Annotated in this window: 25 protein-coding genes; 19 read left to right on the forward strand and 6 right to left on the reverse strand. The window is 39.8% G+C overall.

The annotated features are described in order from the left end of the window. The first annotated feature begins 66 nt into the window (after window positions 1-66). Window positions 67-525 (forward strand): GNAT family N-acetyltransferase, encoded by a 459-nt coding sequence (locus tag LGO15_RS09715; RefSeq protein WP_226087431.1) that lies wholly within the window; start codon window positions 67-69, stop codon window positions 523-525. Window positions 526-793: 268 nt separating this feature from the next. Here the strand turns inward: LGO15_RS09715 and LGO15_RS09720 are convergent, their stop codons facing one another. Beyond that, entirely contained in the window at window positions 794-1,318 is a 525-nt protein-coding gene (locus LGO15_RS09720) for an undecaprenyl-diphosphatase (RefSeq protein WP_226087432.1), read from the reverse strand. Between the two features lie 77 nt (window positions 1,319-1,395). Here LGO15_RS09720 and LGO15_RS09725 point away from each other — a divergent pair, with 77 nt between their 5' ends. Continuing rightward, window positions 1,396-1,857 (forward strand): GyrI-like domain-containing protein, encoded by a 462-nt coding sequence (locus LGO15_RS09725; RefSeq protein ID WP_167832948.1) that lies wholly within the window; start codon window positions 1,396-1,398, stop codon window positions 1,855-1,857. 136 nt (window positions 1,858-1,993) lie between these two features. Here the strand turns inward: LGO15_RS09725 and LGO15_RS09730 are convergent, their stop codons facing one another. Continuing rightward, entirely contained in the window at window positions 1,994-2,323 is a 330-nt protein-coding gene (locus LGO15_RS09730; RefSeq protein WP_167832949.1) for a DUF4257 domain-containing protein, read from the reverse strand. Between the two features lie 269 nt (window positions 2,324-2,592). Here LGO15_RS09730 and LGO15_RS09735 point away from each other — a divergent pair, with 269 nt between their 5' ends. The 12 genes from LGO15_RS09735 to LGO15_RS09790 all read left to right on the forward strand — a co-directional run bounded on the left by LGO15_RS09735 (window position 2,593) and on the right by LGO15_RS09790 (window position 9,053). Next, window positions 2,593-3,030, forward strand: a complete 438-nt coding sequence (locus LGO15_RS09735) for an NUDIX hydrolase (RefSeq protein WP_167832950.1) — start codon at window positions 2,593-2,595, stop codon at window positions 3,028-3,030. A gap of 106 nt (window positions 3,031-3,136) precedes the next feature. Continuing rightward, window positions 3,137-3,766: a kinase gene (locus LGO15_RS09740; RefSeq protein ID WP_226087433.1), complete on the forward strand. Its 630-nt coding sequence runs from the start codon at window positions 3,137-3,139 to the stop codon at window positions 3,764-3,766. Beyond that, on the forward strand, window positions 3,763-4,368 hold the full coding sequence (locus LGO15_RS09745) for a DUF4253 domain-containing protein (protein ID WP_226087434.1): 606 nt from the start codon (window positions 3,763-3,765) through the stop codon (window positions 4,366-4,368). Before LGO15_RS09740 ends, LGO15_RS09745 begins: the two co-directional genes overlap by 4 nt. A 1-nt stretch (window position 4,369) precedes the next feature. Then, entirely contained in the window at window positions 4,370-4,696 is a 327-nt protein-coding gene (locus tag LGO15_RS09750; RefSeq protein WP_226087435.1) for a hypothetical protein, read from the forward strand. Continuing rightward, window positions 4,696-5,721, forward strand: coding sequence for a DUF2332 domain-containing protein (locus LGO15_RS09755; protein WP_226087436.1), 1,026 nt, complete (start codon window positions 4,696-4,698; stop codon window positions 5,719-5,721). Before LGO15_RS09750 ends, LGO15_RS09755 begins: the two co-directional genes overlap by 1 nt. Continuing rightward, window positions 5,693-6,343: a hypothetical protein gene (locus LGO15_RS09760; RefSeq protein ID WP_226087437.1), complete on the forward strand. Its 651-nt coding sequence runs from the start codon at window positions 5,693-5,695 to the stop codon at window positions 6,341-6,343. The genes LGO15_RS09755 and LGO15_RS09760 overlap by 29 nt, the downstream gene beginning before the upstream one ends. A gap of 25 nt (window positions 6,344-6,368) precedes the next feature. Then, window positions 6,369-6,797 carry an ester cyclase gene (locus LGO15_RS09765; RefSeq protein WP_167832956.1) on the forward strand — a complete coding sequence of 143 codons (429 nt, stop codon included), beginning with the start codon at window positions 6,369-6,371 and terminating at the stop codon, window positions 6,795-6,797. 11 nt (window positions 6,798-6,808) lie between these two features. Beyond that, window positions 6,809-7,036 (forward strand): hypothetical protein, encoded by a 228-nt coding sequence (locus tag LGO15_RS09770; protein WP_226087438.1) that lies wholly within the window; start codon window positions 6,809-6,811, stop codon window positions 7,034-7,036. A 39-nt stretch (window positions 7,037-7,075) separates the two neighbouring features. Beyond that, window positions 7,076-7,546, forward strand: coding sequence for a GNAT family N-acetyltransferase (locus LGO15_RS09775; RefSeq protein WP_226087439.1), 471 nt, complete (start codon window positions 7,076-7,078; stop codon window positions 7,544-7,546). Window positions 7,547-7,633: 87 nt separating this feature from the next. Continuing rightward, window positions 7,634-8,233, forward strand: a complete 600-nt coding sequence (locus LGO15_RS09780; RefSeq protein ID WP_226087440.1) for a hypothetical protein — start codon at window positions 7,634-7,636, stop codon at window positions 8,231-8,233. Window positions 8,234-8,298: 65 nt separating this feature from the next. Further along, window positions 8,299-8,613, forward strand: a complete 315-nt coding sequence (locus LGO15_RS09785; RefSeq protein WP_167832960.1) for a hypothetical protein — start codon at window positions 8,299-8,301, stop codon at window positions 8,611-8,613. A gap of 26 nt (window positions 8,614-8,639) precedes the next feature. Then, the gene (locus LGO15_RS09790) at window positions 8,640-9,053 is read left to right on the forward strand and encodes a hypothetical protein (RefSeq protein ID WP_226087441.1); all 414 of its coding nucleotides are present in this window, start codon (window positions 8,640-8,642) and stop codon (window positions 9,051-9,053) included. Between the two features lie 436 nt (window positions 9,054-9,489). Here the strand turns inward: LGO15_RS09790 and LGO15_RS09795 are convergent, their stop codons facing one another. Together LGO15_RS09795 and LGO15_RS09800 are read right to left on the reverse strand one after the other, a co-directional pair. After that, window positions 9,490-10,029 carry a GNAT family N-acetyltransferase gene (locus LGO15_RS09795; RefSeq protein WP_226087442.1) on the reverse strand — a complete coding sequence of 180 codons (540 nt, stop codon included), beginning with the start codon at window positions 10,027-10,029 and terminating at the stop codon, window positions 9,490-9,492. Further along, window positions 10,013-10,549: a hypothetical protein gene (locus LGO15_RS09800; protein WP_167832963.1), complete on the reverse strand. Its 537-nt coding sequence runs from the start codon at window positions 10,547-10,549 to the stop codon at window positions 10,013-10,015. The genes LGO15_RS09795 and LGO15_RS09800 overlap by 17 nt, the downstream gene beginning before the upstream one ends. A gap of 170 nt (window positions 10,550-10,719) precedes the next feature. On the opposite strand from LGO15_RS09800, the gene LGO15_RS09805 reads away from it, so the two are divergent. After that, the gene (locus LGO15_RS09805) at window positions 10,720-12,648 is read left to right on the forward strand and encodes an ATP-dependent DNA helicase (RefSeq protein ID WP_226087443.1); all 1,929 of its coding nucleotides are present in this window, start codon (window positions 10,720-10,722) and stop codon (window positions 12,646-12,648) included. A gap of 40 nt (window positions 12,649-12,688) precedes the next feature. Here LGO15_RS09805 and LGO15_RS09810 read toward each other — a convergent pair whose 3' ends face one another. After that, window positions 12,689-12,892 carry a hypothetical protein gene (locus tag LGO15_RS09810; RefSeq protein WP_226087444.1) on the reverse strand — a complete coding sequence of 68 codons (204 nt, stop codon included), beginning with the start codon at window positions 12,890-12,892 and terminating at the stop codon, window positions 12,689-12,691. Window positions 12,893-13,063: 171 nt separating this feature from the next. Continuing rightward, complete coding sequence (lexA, locus tag LGO15_RS09815) at window positions 13,064-13,687, reverse strand: transcriptional repressor LexA (protein WP_167832965.1); 624 nt, start codon at window positions 13,685-13,687, stop codon at window positions 13,064-13,066. A gap of 154 nt (window positions 13,688-13,841) precedes the next feature. Here lexA and LGO15_RS09820 point away from each other — a divergent pair, with 154 nt between their 5' ends. The 4 genes from LGO15_RS09820 to tkt all read left to right on the forward strand — a co-directional run bounded on the left by LGO15_RS09820 (window position 13,842) and on the right by tkt (window position 17,499). Beyond that, entirely contained in the window at window positions 13,842-14,156 is a 315-nt protein-coding gene (locus LGO15_RS09820; protein ID WP_167832966.1) for a cell division suppressor protein YneA, read from the forward strand. Between the two features lie 24 nt (window positions 14,157-14,180). Then, window positions 14,181-14,825: a YneB family resolvase-like protein gene (locus tag LGO15_RS09825; protein ID WP_167832967.1), complete on the forward strand. Its 645-nt coding sequence runs from the start codon at window positions 14,181-14,183 to the stop codon at window positions 14,823-14,825. 76 nt (window positions 14,826-14,901) lie between these two features. Next, complete coding sequence (locus tag LGO15_RS09830; protein WP_167832968.1) at window positions 14,902-15,135, forward strand: DUF896 domain-containing protein; 234 nt, start codon at window positions 14,902-14,904, stop codon at window positions 15,133-15,135. Between the two features lie 354 nt (window positions 15,136-15,489). After that, window positions 15,490-17,499, forward strand: coding sequence for a transketolase (tkt, locus tag LGO15_RS09835; protein WP_226087445.1), 2,010 nt, complete (start codon window positions 15,490-15,492; stop codon window positions 17,497-17,499). Window positions 17,500-17,636: the final 137 nt, after the last annotated feature.

Consider the following 17,636-nt stretch of genomic DNA (forward strand, 5'->3'; position numbering starts at 1 on the left):
CAGTCTTTATAATAACATCATCGGTTCAGAATGATGATTTTGTAGAAGGGGTAGGGGGATATTTTTATGGAGTTGACTTTACGACTCATCACGAGGGATAACTGGGAAGAGGCCATACAATTGAAGGTGAAGGAAAAGCAAAAGGATTTTATCGCCTCCAACCTATATTCCATCGCAGAAGTCCAATTTCTTGATCAGTTCATAGCGTGTGGCATTTATGAAGGAGACCAAATGGTCGGGTTTACGATGTTTGGAGTAGACCCAGATGACGGTAACTATTGGATTTTTCGCTTGATGATCGATGAAAAGCATCAAGGAAAAGGGTATGGCTACGCAGCAGTAAAATTAGTAATCGAAGAGATTAAGAGAAGGAACACAGCCCAAATCCCATTGGTCATGATTGGCTATCATATGGAAAATGGTGGGGCAAGAGCCGTCTATAAGAAAGCCGGATTTTTGGAGACAGAAATAGCACCCTGGGGAGAGCAATTGGCTGCCTACACCCTTAAGGCCGAGGTACACTGATACTTCGGACAAATATCAGTGTAAGTTCTGGGAAAGTGTCCGTCATCAATTCTATGATGGACAGAAATAGAGGGATTACCGGGAAAAGTGTCCGTCATCAATGCTCTGACGGACAGAAATAGGAAGAAATCCCGAAAAAGTGTCCGTCATTAAGGCTATGACAGACAGAAATAAGAGGAAGACCCGAAAAAGTGTCCATCATTAAAGCTATGACGGACAGAAACGAGAGGAAATCCCGAAAAAGTGTCCGTTCTAACTGAAGAGGTTGTTAGTTGGCTTCAGGTTTGGTCCCGAATTTACTGAATGAAATGATACGCGCTGCCACACTTGTCAATGAGCCAAGAATAGCGCTTCCGATGATGTCTAATGGATAGTGGTGACCAACCCATACGCGGGAGAAGCCGGTTAGCGTTGACATCCACATCATGATTGTACCTAGGGTTCGATGAAACATCATTACAGTGGTAGAAGCAGCGAAAGCGAGCATAGTATGCTTGCTGGGGAAGGAAGAATCCATTTTTGAAGGAATAAGGATTCCGACACGTCGCTTCATGAAAGGACGAGGTTTAAAATAAAATATATGGATGAAGAAGTGTAAAATGAAGCTAATGGCTACTGACATGCCTGTTTCAAGTGCAATTTGTTTATTCAATCTGTTTTTAAACAGCATCAATATCAAAATCAAAAGATAAGCATAGCGCACACGATTAGAAATAAGGATCATCACTTGATCCACCGGTGATACGCGCCCAGAAAGTCTGTTGATTAGCTGAAAAAGTTTAAGGTCCATCATGTTTCTCCTCATTATTTTTAACCTTACTTTTCCCTGACTGTTCCTAAAAATGTATGAAAAAAAGGAGTGGGTTAGAAATGGAAGCAAAGCTGGTAAAGAAAGAAGCATTCATGGCTATAGGAGTCAAATGGATTGGCACTTTTGAACAGGCCGCCAAGGGAGAAATTAAAGGCTTTCATAAGGAATTTCTCAAAAGGAGAAATGAAATAGAATACGCTGTAAATCCAGAAAACATTCTTGGGCTTTCTTATCACATCAACAAAACTGGATTTACATATTATCTGGCTTTGGAAGTGGAAGATACGACGGCTATGCCGGAAGAAATGGAATTAATTACGGTTCCCGCCTATGCTTTTGCCAGTACAGAATATAAGGGGACAGCAGTGCATGAGGCATATACAGGCTTGTACGCATGGATCAAACAGAATGGCTATTCATTAAAACAGGGTGAAGTAGAGCATCTGGAAGAGTATCCAGGAAGCTTTGATCCTTTAACAGATGAACCTGAACTGATAATCAATATTCCGGTTATCGCTTAAAAAGGGATTTATTTATAGGAAGGGTAATGTTTGAGGGGAAGGAGTTGGTTTATAAGTTTCCCAACTTCTTTTTCATCAAAAAAAAACAAGCACTCTGGAAGCTGCTTGACCAATGTCTTTAGCAAACTTCTTTCTTTTAGGCTGAGGTGTTGGTCTTTTCATTCCCAATATCCTCCCTGACCTGACTACTGTTTCCTATTCGAAATAATTCAAGTCCTCTTAGTAAGGCATCACCCCCGAAGCCAGCCATGATTGACATCAAAAAAACTCTTAGCAGTGAATCAGCTTCGGATGAGACCACCAAAAGAGCGGCGGCCAATGATCCTGTAAGGATCTCTTCAAAGAAACCTAGGTAAATGAACTTCTTTGTTCTTCTCGGCATGATGATTTTGCCACGTCTTCTTACATGTGCTGTCAGTCCAACAAATCCACCGATGACCAGTGCGAAAATAATGTTTTCTAACATGTTCATCACTCTCCTAAAGTCCAGATTTTTGTTGGTCGACCTCAGGTAACTCTAGGTGTATTACTATTATACAAGTAGTAATGGTGGAAAAGCATGTGTAAATTTATCGAATTTTCAGTATATTTTAATGGTAAATACTATGTGTAACTTTTTGGTAAAATTTAATATTTGAGACCTTTGGAAAAAGTTACAGGCCTATTGTCATAAAGAATCGGTCTCAATGAATGGAATCAATGTGTGGAAAAGGGCAATTGAACAGGAGGGTAACCATGTTTGTTATCAATGTTGAAGGGGCCATTTCCAGAGACGGAAAATGGCTGATCATTGAAAGGAGCTCCAAAGAGGAACATGCTGGAGGCCTTTTGTCACTTATCGGCGGTACGGTGGAAAATGAGGGATTCTCAAAAGACTTGCTTGAACGAACTTTGAAGCGGGAGCTCTTTGAGGAGGTAGGGATTACAATTAAGGATGAAGTCACCTATGTTCGCAATACATCTTTTATTCTTCCAGATGGAAGGGAGGTCCTCGATCTGGTTTTTTATTGTGAGATTGAGACGGGAGAACCGTTTGCCAAAAGTCCAGATGAAGTTACTGCTGTATACTGGATGGCAGCGGAAGAAATCTTTGCCCATCCAAATGCTCCTGTTTGGTTAAAGGAAAGCATTGAAGAAGTTGAGAAGATATCGAGTAAAATCCAGCTTATATGATGCCGCCGGTACAAGGCGGTATTATTTTTGCCTGAAAAAGGAAATGAATGCTGATTTAGCGAATAAGTAAAGATGTTTTGCAAAGTTGAGGTGTGAGGTTGGTTAGATGGAAGCATTTAATAAATTATTGAAACAAATCAATCTGGATGTTCGTCAAAATAAACGATTTATTTTTGGCATAGATGGTCTCAGCAGGTCAGGGAAGACAACTTTAACGAATATGCTCCTTTCTATGCTTTCGGAAAGAGAGATTGAAGGCATTGCAATTCATCTGGATGACCACATTGTTGAAAGATCCAAAAGATACAATACTGGCTGCGAGGAATGGCATGAGTATTACTATTTACAGTGGGATATAGAGAGGCTAAGGAAAACATTGTTTGAAAATCTGATTCACTCTGAAGAAATTGAACTGCCCTATTATGATATTGAAAAGGATCAGTATATTGATAAGACCTTGAATTTGGCTGATAAAGAGATCATCATCGTCGAAGGGATTTTCCTTCAGAGAGAAGAATGGAAATCGTATCTAGATTATACCGTTTTTATAGACTGTCCCCGAGATGTTAGGTTTGGCAGGGAAAACAGTCAAACTCAGGAGAACATAGAAAAGTTCAGAAACAGATACTGGAAAGCTGAGGATTTTTACATGGAAAAGCTCAGACCTGAAGAAAAGGCCAATTTGGTCATTTCATATTTTGAATTGTTGAAAGAATCTGCAGGTGATGGGCAATGAATTTGAAGAAGCTATTAAGCTTTGGCAAAAGTAAGGAAGCCGAAATCAAGATAGAAGAATGCAGTATTTCAGAAGAAGCAATGACAATCGTTAAAAGGTATTCAAACAGTAGGTTGCTTCCTTTTTACAATCAAGATTTGTATTCTGAAAAACCTGTCAAAATTGCAGGGGTTTGTGTGAAATGCAAACAAGATGAAACGGAACTGTTGGCTTTGGAACTAAGGGAGGAACTTAAGGCAATAAACTATTTGGCCTTTATATGCGATTCCAATCGAGAAAAAGTCGCCATGATCCCTGGATTAGATCAGTTTGAAATCCTGAAGATCCAGCAGACGAATGGAGATAATTACGATATTAGCAACAGTAGTGTTATTTCTGAATTGAAGGAATGGTATAGAAACTATCCTTTCATCATCATCGGCGCTTCCTATGACTGGGTGGAAGTGGAATTTGAAGTTTTACCTAATGGCAAAGAGCTAAACTCATTTGCCAGAGAAATTGCTGAATTCTGTCCTGACCTTGTAGAACAGGGGACGGGAAGCATCAATGATTTAATGGAAGAAATCAAAGGCACAAGAAAATTGTCACTATGGTGGGACTAATATGTTAAAACGTAACAGATTATTTGCCATATCTTTTTTGATTGGTTGGATCGGTATTTCTATAACTCCTTTCTTTGACTCTGTCGTTGTAACCTCTGATTATGACTTGACAAGGCACAGACTGGGACTTCCGCTGCCGATCATTGAACAGAACACCTGGTTGACACCTTTGGATGATGCTTTTCCGTTTGAATTAGGATTAGTGAGTCCGCAGGAGAACCCTACGAAGATAATAATAGGTAACTATTTATTCCTCGTGATGGCAGCTGTGTTGTTTGTTTATATGTTTCTAGTGTGTATCAAGGAGTTGTTTAAAAGGATTAGGTGATGTTTATGTCTGAAGATATTTCTATAAAGTTCAAAAGATTTGCAGTCCTTGAATGCAGGGGGTCCAGTCCGCTATATGAATTCCTTTCTTCTAAAATAGCTGAGGATATTTTAATGCTTGATCTTGCAGGGAAAACGAGAGAAGGACAACCTGTCCCAAATCTATATTTTGGAGCTGTACACTATCTATTAATGAAAGGATATAATCATCCTCTTGCAGAGTTCTATCCAAGCTTGACGGAAAAACCTCTTCCTGCAGAAGAAGCATATCCTTTTTTCATTGATTTTTGCCGGACATATTCTGTTGAGATCATCGAGTTGATAAAAAGCAAGATTGTCCAGACAAATGAGGTCAGGCGCTGTTCTTACCTCTATCCTATTTTCAGCCGCATTTCTCAATTGACCAAAAAGCCATTGGCATTGATTGAAATCGGAACGAGTGCGGGCCTGCAGTTATTTGTTGACAAATATAGTTATACATATGGCACAGTTGAGAATTTCGGTAACTCTCTTTCGGAAGTTCATCTGAATTCAGAAATAAGAGGAGATAAATCGCTCCTGGATACATTGCACCATTTTGATGTTGCAACAAGAACAGGAGTCGACCTGCATATAAATGATGTTAGAAATCAAGAGGATTATTTATGGCTAAAGGCATTGATCTGGCCAGAACATTTTGAAAGACGGAAGTTATTTGAAAAAGCAGCGATCTATGTGAGCAATCAAACATTACGTTTAATAGAAGGTGATGGAGTGGAGATGCTCAGGTCCCTGGCAAGCGAAATTCCGGAAGACCAGGTGATTTGTGTATTCCATACCCATGTTGCTAATCAAATGTCTGTAAATAAAAAAAGGAAACTTTTGGAGTACATAAAAGAAATTGGACAACGAAGGACAATTTTTCATATATACAATAATATTTATGATGCAAAGCTACATCTGGATTATTATCTAGATCGTAAGGAAAGCTTGAACACAATCGGGGAGACCGATGGCCATGGCCGGTGGTTCAGTCTTGTGTTATAGCTATGAAAATGAATGGGTAGGTGGCAGTATGGACGGTTCATTGATTATTTCTTTTGTTTTTATGGCGGGGGCCATTTTATATTCCGTCTATCAATTGTATTTTAGTAAAGAGACATTATCGTTGGAGCAGGAAATCATTGATAAAATGGAAGCTCGACCCATTGCGCGTGTTATTCGCTATTTGTTATTCCTTGCGTTTAACGGTTATTTTGCCAATATGTTCTTTGACATAGGATTGATGCTATGGATTAGTTTCTTTTCAGTTATAACATTGGGATTATTGCTTATTGAATTGAAATTTGATAAATCATCGATTATTTCTGTTCTTCTGGTAATCATAGCTTTCCTGGGCAACAGCCTTCCAAACGATTATGACTCTTTCATCGAATACGTCAGCGAGCAGACAGAATACAAATGTTTAAGAATTGAATGTGTGAAAGTCTCTGAGGTTATAGTAGAGGGTAACCTGGAGACTGAAGTTAAAATATACTCAATACAAGACTTTTCATTTGATTGGTATCTGCTTTTTGCCCGAGGAGAGCTGATCCTGAAAGATGAAGACGGCAATGTAAAGGAATTCAGCGGGATTAATATTGGTGGCCTATGGCTGCTGGACAAGTGATTATGATGATTTTAGGGGTGGGAATATGATTAGTCTTGATAAGAGATTAGTGGTTGAAAAATGGTTCAATGAATATTTTACACAGGGGAATCTTAGTGTGATTGAGGAACTTACTACAGAGGACTTTATTTACCATTCGCGAAATGGCGAAAACACCAGGGACTCTATGATTGATTTCATGAAATGGTATCGCTCTGTTTTTCATGATGATGATTGGGTACTTGAGGATTTGATTGAGCAGGGAAATAAGCTGGTGGTGCGCTACACTGGCTGGATGACTTATAAAGGTGGCTGGTTTGATATTCCGTCAGAAAACCAACGGGTAAAAGAGACAGGCATCATGATTTTTGTATTTGAAGGCAGTAAGGTTAAAGAAATGTGGTGTGAGAATAGCGATGCTGGAATTTTATATGATTTAGGTGCTTTGAAAAAAAACACTCATGAAGTTTTTTAGGAGGAAGATGCATGGCTGGAACAATATTTTGGCTGTTGATAGTAGCGTTTGGCTTCCTGTTAATTGGCGGCTTGATCTATAAATCTTGGAAGCTGCTTCTTATGAGCGGACTTGCTGTTACTCTTCCATCCCTTTATTTTGGAGGAGCAGAGAATTGGCTCAGGATTATAGCCCTGGTCCCATTGATTCCCTTTGGGATGAGTTACTTTATGGCGAGAAAGCGAAAGATTAGCAGATAAAATGGATTGTAATCAGAAAATCCATCAACGGAGGAAGATATGCAAATTCGATTAGCCAAGAAAACCGATATTGATCAACTAATTAAAATGAGATGGGATTTCACACTTGAAGATTACCCTGAAATGGGGGAGGGCGTGGAGTATGGTTCCTTTGGAAATGAATGCAGAGAGTTTCTCGAAACTGCCATACGCAGTGGGAAGTGGTTTGTTTGGGTTGCCGAAAATAACGGAGAAATCGTTTCCCATATCTATATTGAATTGATCCAAAAGGTCCCCCGCCCTGGCAGAACCACAAATCCGTTTGCTTATATGACAAATGTATATACTATCCCGGGACATAGGGGAAAAGGGATAGGCAGCAAGCTGCTATCATGTATCAATGATTGGGCTGAGGAAAACAAGTTCGAATTCATCATCGTCTGGCCCAGTGATGCAGGCATTGAGTTTTATAGAAGAAATGGCTACACACATAGTAAGGAGCCGATGGAAAGGCATTTTAAGAAGCAATGAACGTTTGGATGTAAATTGTCAGATTATTTGAAACCTTCTCTCCTAACTTGCGTAGTACTTAATATAAAGCAAAAAGGGGGAAAAGTTATGTCGCGTTCAAGTTTCAATTCAGAGAATACATCGAATCTTATCCTCGTATCAGCGATTATAATAATCATCAGCAGTTTGTTCATGCCACTCGTTTTCGTTTATTTTATACAGGATTATCTTTATCTGTCAGGTGATAAATGGTTTTACGTTACGCCACCTTCTGCTTATATACTTTTCATGTTCGGGATGCTTTGGGTCGCGGTAACTTTATTGCTGCATTTATTTTTACGGTGGAAGTTTGATTGGAAAGGGCTAAAGTGGGTCTCACTTCTCCTTATCTTAGGCAGCATTCCATTTTTCCTGTTTGGTGTGTCTAACTATTACTACCTTGATGATAAGGGTATGCATTTTAATGACCATAAAACGTTCAACACAATTGACTCATACTATTGGAACGATATCAAAGAAGCCAAAGAGATCTTTGTGAAGAGCAACGGAGTAACAGTTCTTGACCATCTGACTTTGATCACTAAATCTGGAGAAGTAGTCGAACTGCCCTATAACACCAAGGTACAGAACAATAAATTTAAAATCATGGAAAAACTCCAGGAAAACAATGTGACCTTAACCAACAATATGGGAGATTTATATGATTGATGTAAAGGGATGCTGTGCTATTGGATTCGTCTTCAACTAAGTAAATAAAGATAGAAGGTAGGAACATGTTTGTAAAAATATTTAGATACCGCTTAAAGCCGGGTAAGGAGCAGGAATACCTCGAAATACAAAATGAAGCCGAACGAATGTATTCAAGTTTTATCCAGAAACAGACTTTGTATTTGCAATGCAAGGACGATAAGGAAATCTGGCAGGAAATACATTTTTATCAGGATAAGAAGAGCTATACTGACACTGTTTCTTCAGTAGACCAACAGCCTGAAATCCAGGTTTTGTACAATCGGTTTCTTGAAGTGATTACTTCCCTTGAAGAAATGTCTGAAGAAAACTATCAACTGATTGATTTCCAGAAAAAGTAGTTATATGAATAGAATTGGAGATTGAGATGAGAAAATTTATTATTGGCTTATTTGTTCTTATTCTTTTTGGAGCAGGCTGTGCTAATTTTGAGCCTGAGTTGACCAGAATCGATGTGCAAATACTGACTGAAGAAGGCATAAATGGTGGGGAAGAAAAAATCATTGCCTCAAAGGAAAGGCTGATGAAAATCCAGAAAGCCTTTGATGAAGTCAAATGGTCACCAAGAACAGAAGCTGAAATGTCCAGGAAAGAGGATATACTAGCGTCATTCTTCATCAGAGAAGATAAGAATATGCCGGAAAGATTGTACCAATATCGGATTTGGTTTGAAGGCGAAACGGCCGCGATTATAAGTGAAAAAGAAAATGAGGGTTATGGAAGGTTAAAAGATGAAGAGCAGGTTGATCTTCTTGAATCTGTATTGCTTTCCGCGGAATAGGGGAATTGCATTGAACACTAAAAAACAAAAGTGGATTACAATCACTCTTTATCTTATGTTCCTGATAGGCCTGATTGTTACGATGTACATCATATTAACAGATAAAGATACGCCATATTCCTTTGGATTTGTAATCGGGTTTGTTTTATTCTTGCTTTTATTTACGCTCTTTCAAATGTTTAACGTCATTATGAACATTAAGAGATTGCCTTTAACCGATATAAAAAAACGGTTATTGATATTCGTGGGGACGTTTGCATTCTTATTGGTGGTAACATGGACTCTTAACTATATTTTTAGACCAGAAAGGCTATATATTCTGGACTTTGGAATACCCTTAGGATTGGCTATTGGTATGACCTTTTATGATCTAATGCAAAAAAAGTGAGGAGAAAAGGAATTAATCCATTTCTCCTTACTTTTTAATACAAAACAATTAACTCACTGCATTGAAAGCTGGCGGATACTCAATTTTTCCCTTTAATCCAGTTAATGAGCCTTTCTTTAGCTCAAGAGCCATAAATACTTCGTCAGGCACAGGGAAAGGGGCTTTTATTCCAAATTGGCTGGATGGTGAAAATCCAAAGCGAGGGTAAAAGTTCGGATGACCAAGAACAAATACATGATCATATCCAAAAGCCTTGCATGCTTTGATTCCTTCTTTGACAAGGGAGGAACCAATTCCGCTATTCTGGTAACCTGGGTTCACCGCCATTGGTGCAAGACCTAAAGTAGGAACAATTCCTTGGTCGGTAACAAGATGGATGATGCTAAAAAGTATATGTCCGATTATTTCACCATCACCATTAGCCGCTACGAGGCTTAAGTCAGGGATAAAGTTCTCCGAATTACGAATAAGTTCAATTAAATTAGCTTCATTTTCTCCATTCCCAAAAGCCTGTAGATTGATTTCTCTAATCCCAGTGAAATCAACTGTTTCTTCTTTGCGAATGACGTAATCAATCTTCTCTTTCATATTTCTTGTACTCCCTCCACACAAGGTTTGACGTTTTAGATTCCGAGTCAGTGAATTCTTTATAATATTTTCTTTCGTTTTCACCGGATATTGAGTCTACTTTATTTAATAATGGAATGAGAAAGTCTTTTTTGCGATTAACTTCTTCTTTGTTCTGAGAGTAATCCACATTATTTTCTTTATTTACAGCTAGTTGATGGTATTCATCAGCCAGGGAATCTAGCATTACTCCAATCATTGATATTTTCCCATTCATCATATGGTATTGTCTGCTTAGACGAGTTAATTCTCCAATGTGAGAAGCTAATGCAAATTCCCCATTTTTTTCTTGCAAGTTTTTGACCCAAATATTTGGATCGCCATCATATTCCAGCAGAAATAGGGTATCCCTCACAGTCCGTTGAAAAGTGTAACCTAACTCACTTTTAAAATCTGTAATTCTATTGTACTGAAAAATAGTAATTAGAATCAGTAAAGTAATGACAGCAAATTGAATGTAGATGACTTGTTTTGCTTTCATTAGAACGCCCCTTCACTAGAATTAGGATTATTTTAACAGTTAATTCCTGAAAATGGAATTATTATTTTTACCTATATTTTATATTTCAATTCTTTCACTAAATGACTGATTATCTGTTATGATAAAAGCTGGCTTTTTTGCCAGAACTAATATTCTCGAGGAGAACTTTAATGAAAAATAACCTTCCATTTACCATTACCAAGAATGATACCTTCTTTGATTTGTTAGGGGATTATATTGGTGATGTCTTTTATGATATATTGCCTGAAAAAGGCTATGAACTGCGTGATGAACAGATTTATATGGCCTTCCAGGTGGAGCAGGCCTTTAAGAATAAAGGGATTGTTTTCGCAGAAGCGGGTGTAGGAACCGGTAAAACATTCGTCTATCTTATTTATGCCATTCTATACGCAAGATACATGGGAAAGCCAGCGATTGTCTCCTGTTCAGATGAGACGCTGATCGAGCAGCTCGTTAAAGAAGGCGGCGATATTGAGAAACTTGAAAAGGCGCTGGGACTGAAGGTCGATGTCCGTCTGGCAAAGGCAAGAGAGCAGTATGTTTGTGTAAAGAAGCTTGATGATCTATCAAATACATCAAGCGACAAGGAAATCCTTGATGTCCATGACCGGCTTCCGGATTTCATCTTTGATGAAGGAATTTCAATGAATGCTTTTTCTCGCTATGGAGACCGAAAGGAATACCCATGGGTCACGAATGAAAAATGGTCATCAATGGCTTGGGACCCGCTTCAGCAATGCTCTACATGCAGCTGGCGCCATCGCTGCGGCCAAACCTTGAACCGTGATTATTACCGCCATGCAGGGGATTTGATCATTTGTTCGCATGATTTTTATATGGAGCATGTATGGACGAAAGAATCCCGTAAACGGGAAGGGCAGATGCCTTTGCTTCCAGATGCTAGTACGGTGATTTTTGATGAGGGCCATTTGCTTGAATTCGCAGCGCAAAAGGGATTAACATACAGATTCAACTCACAAACCTTGACCACTGTCCTGACGGGGTATATGCACCAGGACGTCCGAGAGGAGTCTCTTTATTTAATAGAAGATATCTTGGAGCTGCATGATGCATGGTTTGACCTTTTAGTTGAGAATTCATCTGCGGTAGAAGGTTCAAATCGAAAAGAAGTTCCAATGCTCTCAAGTATCAGGAGAGCCGCAGAAACTCTGGAGAAAAAGGTTAGCGATTTAATGGACCAATTAGTTTTTGATGCAGAAATGTTCCTGATTGATGAGTACCATTTAAAAATCATGGAAGAATATCTTGAGTTTTTCGCATATGGTCTTTCAATTTTCTTGAAGAATGACGAAGGTATTTTCTGGCTTGAAGAAAATGAAGTGCAAACTTCACTCGTTATCATGCCACGACTGGTTGAGGATATATTGAAAAAAGAAGTATTTTCTCAAAACATCCCGTTCGTGTTTTCTTCTGCAACCCTGTCACAGGCTGGAGATTTCAGCTATATCGCGAATAGCCTGGGAATCGAGAAATACTCCTCATTTACTGTAGCGTCCCCATTTGATTACGAAGACCAAATGGAACTGGTCGCACATGTTGAGGACGATGAAATGAAGAAGTGGGAAAAGATAGGGGATGACCTAAGAAGCAGTAATGGCAGCTCGCTTATCTTATTCTCTACTATGCAGGAAATGGAACGATTCCGGGCTTGGACTGAAAAACAAAAGTGGAGCTTCCCTATTTTGTTTGAGGGTGACCGTGAAATCAGTGAAACGGTAAAGGAATTCCAGACTGACACTGTGACCGTTTTATGTTCCTACAATCTTTGGGAAGGACTGGATGTGCCAGGAGAGTCATTGATTCAGGTTATCATTTCTTCCTTGCCATTCCCGCCTCATGACCCGGTCTTCCAGGCGAAAAGAAAGCATGCACAAAATCCCGCTCAAGAGGTAGATCTTCCATATATGCTCCTTCGCCTAAGACAAGGGATGGGAAGGTTGATCAGAACGAATCAAGACAGCGGTACCGTGCATATTTGGATCACACAAAATCAAAAAACTGCACACATAGAAGAATTAAAAGGTGTATTGCCTGTTCAACAGATACACTGGAGATAGAAAAATCCCGAAAGGAAGAATCCTTTCGGGATTTTTTATGCTAGTTTCTGCAACCGCACTTCCTGTGGCGGCGGTCACGATCGTCATCCCGGTCATCCCGAGCACCAGCTACTAAATCCTCGATCAAACAACGGCGCACAGCACGGCAAAGGTCATCAAAATCAACAGTTGCCCTGACTCTGTCCCTGTCACGGTTAGGGTAAAATACACCTGCAACATCATTGTCATTACGATTGTATCCCATCAGAAACTCAACTCCTTTCCAACATGAAAGATACTTACACAATATCTTATGTGGAGAGGGACAAGTTGTTAGGGTTTGTACCTAGTTTTTTTATAAATGTGCTAGTTTAATAAATTAGCAGCTTAAAAGGTTCATAGATAATGAAAAAAGCAAGCGAAGACGCTTGCTTTTTTAATGCATATGGCGGTAGACACCGATAACCTTACCAAGAATGGATACATTACGAAGGATAATTGGATCCATAGTTGGGTTTTCCGGCTGCAGCCTGAAATAATCCTTTTCCTTAAAGAAGCGCTTTACTGTTGCTTCATCGTCCTCTGTCATCGCTACTACAATATCTCCATTATTAGCAGTCTTTTGCTGCTTGACAATCACATAGTCCCCATCAAGGATTCCCGCTTCGATCATACTGTCACCCATGATTTCAAGCATGAAAACCTGCTCATCATGCGGAACAAGGCGATCTGGGAGAGGGAAGTACTCTTCAACATTTTCAATGGCGGTAATCGGCATACCCGCTGTTACTTTACCAACAACAGGAACATTAACGACATTATACTTTGGAATACGTGCATCATCTTCTATTTCGAGAATTTCTATTGCACGCGGCTTAGTAGGATCGCGTCGAATCAAGCCTTTGCTCTCAAGTCTGGCAAGGTGTCCATGGACAGTGGAGCTAGAGGCAAGTCCAACTGCTTCGCCTATTTCACGTACGGATGGCGGATACCCTTTTTTCTTGACTTCGCCTTTTATGAATTCAAATATATCTTGTTGCCGCTTAGATAACTTTGTCATATTCACGCACCTCGTATATTTTTCTTGTCCTAATTATACCATGTCTTTTCCACAGATACAAACATAAGTTCGAATTTTTGAGTTGACACAAAACAAACGTTCGATTTATAATGAAATCAATAAACCGAACATACATTCGTTAAGAGGTGTCGAAATGAAAAAACTATGGGAAAACTATTCATATGGAATGATCTTGCTTGCTGTCAGCTTAGTCTTCACATTCGTGGCTAAAGCTCAATTAAATAACGAAGAGGCTTACATAACTGTTACTATAGAAGAAGGACAAACATTATGGAAGATTGCTGAATCATTTGCCAACGAACACAATTTATCTGAAAATGAATTTGTAAGCTGGGTAGAAAAAGAAAATGGAATTGTCGGTGAAATGGTCTATCCGGGTGACGAGCTGGTAATCCCTGTTGTGGCTGAACAGATTGAACCTACTCAGATTGCCGGAGCAGGAAAGTAGATTGGAACAGAATAAGGTGACAACATGAAAGCAATCATTTATTGCCGTGTAAGTACAACGAAGGAAACACAGGAAACTTCTCTTGCCAGGCAGGAAGAAGAGCTGCTTCGACTGGCAGGCAGTTATGGCTTTGAAGTAGCCAGTATCATTAAAGAACAGGCCAGCGGTTATGATCTTGAAAGAGAAGGGATGCTTGAGCTGCTGGAATTGATTAAGGATAAAAATATAGGGGCACTGCTGATCCAGGATGAAACGAGACTTGGAAGAGGAAATGCAAAAGTTGCGATCCTACATTGTATCCTTAAAGAAAATGTGAAATTATATAGTGTCTCGCATAGTGGGGAGCTGCAACTTTCAGAATCAGATTCCATGGTGCTCCAAATTGTCAGTATGGTCGAAGAGTATCAAAGGAAAATCCATAACATTAAAATCAAGAGGGGCATGAAGCGGGCGATTGAACACGGATACAAACCCCAGCGCAATCTAAAGAACCAGGGTGATCATTCGGGACGGGAACGAAAAGAGATGCCGATTGAGGAAATAGTCAGGCTGCGCAATAATGGGCTGACCTTTGCGGAGATCGCTGCTACTCTAAGGGGATTCGGATATAATGTATCCAAAGCAACAGTAAACCGAAGATATCTTGAGTACATAGAAGCAGACGAATAAAAGCTCTATTCTTGTAAAATCTCAATAATTTTAGTAAGATGACATTTGACGTAATTTTTTACAAAGGAGCTTTACAATGCTATCAAGTGATAAAATTGCTAGAATCAATGAACTGGCAAGGAAAGCAAAATCATCTAAGTTGACAGAAGAAGAAGCAAAAGAACAAACGAAGCTTCGAGCAGAATATTTACAGTCTTTCCGGTCTTCTATGCTTAATACACTTAAAGGTGTTACCATAGTGGATCCAGAAGGCAATGATGTTACACCTGAAAAACTTAAAGACGAAAAAGCGAAGAACAAGCTTCATTAAATATATGCAGATTTGGAATACATGCCGAATGTATTCCATTTTTATTTTGCTTATTTTCTTATTACAATAGAAAAAATGAAAAAAGGGCGTTACCTGCTCGTTTCATCTACTGATTTAATGGAAATTAGACTAAGTAGGATAGAGAATGCGATGTCTTCAATCTGTAAAAGCGTACCTTAGCATCTGTTTTTTTAAATTGAAGAGCCATGCATTTTACATATCATTTGCGATATTGTGTCAAAATATATAACAATACGGCCATTTCTGTCTCTTTCAGGCACAATTTGTTGTATAATGATTGCTCTCGCTATAATATTAAGAATGTAGCTAGTACCTATAGAAAGGATGTATATTATGTTTAAAGAAATTGATATGCTTTCAATTGATTCCATTCGTACCTTATCAATTGATGCAATTGAAAAGGCTAATTCCGGCCACCCTGGCATGCCGATGGGGGCTGCTCCGATGGCTTACACACTGTGGACTCGTTACATGAACATTAACCCTAAAAACCCAGAATGGTTCAACCGCGACCGCTTTGTATTATCTGCTGGGCATGGTTCCATGCTGTTATACAGCTTGCTGCATCTTGCAGGATATGACTTAACGATGGATGATATTAAGCAGTTCCGCCAGTGGGGAAGCAAGACTCCAGGTCATCCTGAGTTCGGCCACACTGCCGGTGTAGACGCAACAACCGGACCACTTGGACAGGGGGTTGCTATGGCAGTCGGTATGGCAATGGCTGAGCGCCATCTTGCAGCTGTCTACAACAAGGATAACTATAATCTCGTTGATCACTATACATACACCATTTGCGGTGACGGCGATCTAATGGAAGGTGTATCTGCTGAAGCAGCATCTCTTGCAGCCCATCTGAAATTAGGCAAAATGATCGTTCTTTATGATTCAAACGATATTTCTCTGGATGGCGACCTTGATAAGTCGTTCTCAGAAAGTGTTGAAGGTCGTTTCAAAGCTTATGGCTGGCAATATGTCCGAGTTGAAGATGGTAACAACCTTGAGGAAATCGCTAAAGCGATCGAGGAAGCGAAATCAGATTCAGATCGTCCAACAATGATTGAAGTGAAGACGGTCATTGGATATGGTTCACCTAACCTTTCAGGTAAGTCAGATGTACATGGTGCTCCACTTGGTGCAGATGAATTGAAGCTTACAAAGGAAGCTTATAAGTGGACTTTTGAAGAAGACTTCCATGTGCCAAGCGAAGTATATGATCACTTCAAACAGCAAATCGCTGATAAAGGTGAACAGACAGAACAAGCTTGGAACGAACTTTTTGCAAAATATAAGAGTGAATATCCTGAACTGGGAGCCCAACTCGAAAAAGCGATGAAGGGTGAGTTACTAGAAGGATGGGATAAAGACATTCCAGTATACGAAGAAGGCAAGAGCCTTGCGAGCCGTGCTTCTTCTGGTGAAGCACTTAACGGCATTGCGAAAAACCTGCCTTACTTGATCGGCGGATCCGCTGACCTTGCTGGCTCAAACAAAACCATGATCAAGGGAACTGGTGACTTCTTCCCAGGTTCATTTGAAGGCCGCAACATCTGGTTTGGTGTTCGTGAGTTCGCAATGGGTGCTGCAATGAATGGTATGGCTCTACACGGTGGATTGAAGATATTTGGCGGAACATTCTTCGTGTTCTCTGATTATCTCAAGCCAGCAATCAGATTGGCTGCATTAATGGGCTTGCCTGTAACATACGTCTTCACTCATGACAGCATTGCAGTAGGAGAAGATGGACCGACGCACGAACCAGTTGAACAGCTCGCTGGACTTCGTGCTATGCCAAATCTGTCTGTGATCCGACCTGCAGATGGCAATGAAACAGCCGCTGCTTGGAAGCTTTCAATTGAGTCTACAAAGACACCAACCGCACTTGTGTTGACACGCCAAAACTTGCCGACGATCAAAGATACTGATAAGAACGCATATGAAGGCGTATCGAAAGGTGCTTACGTCATTTCTCCAGCTGGAAAAGATACTGCTGATGCATTGATTCTTGCAGCAGGATCAGAAGTTGGCTTAGCTGTTAAGGCACAAGAAGCGTTGGCTTCTGAGGGTATTGATGCAGCTGTTGTTAGTATGCCTTCATGGGATCGCTTCGAACAACAGTCTAAGGAATACAAGGAAAGCGTAATTCCTAAGTCTGTCAAGAAGCGTCTCGGAATTGAGATGGGATCTTCACTTGGTTGGCACCGTTATGTTGGTGACGAAGGGGAAGTTCTTGCAATTGATACATTCGGCGCATCAGCTCCAGGTGAGAAGATCATGGAAGAGTATGGATTCTCAGTAAACAATGTTGTCGCACGTGTAAAAGCATTACTTGAGCAAAACTAAATAATTGCATGTAAAAGAGTACAGAGCCAGTAATGGTTTTGTGCTCTTTTTTGTGTGTGGAATAAATATTGGAAATTCATGTTAAAATCAACTAGGACTTATCTGAATGTAAATATTTAAATATTTTTTCCGTCTTC

This window comes from Mesobacillus sp. S13 (assembly GCF_020422885.1).
Taxonomy (GTDB): Bacteria; Bacillota; Bacilli; order Bacillales; family Cytobacillaceae; genus Mesobacillus; species Mesobacillus selenatarsenatis_A.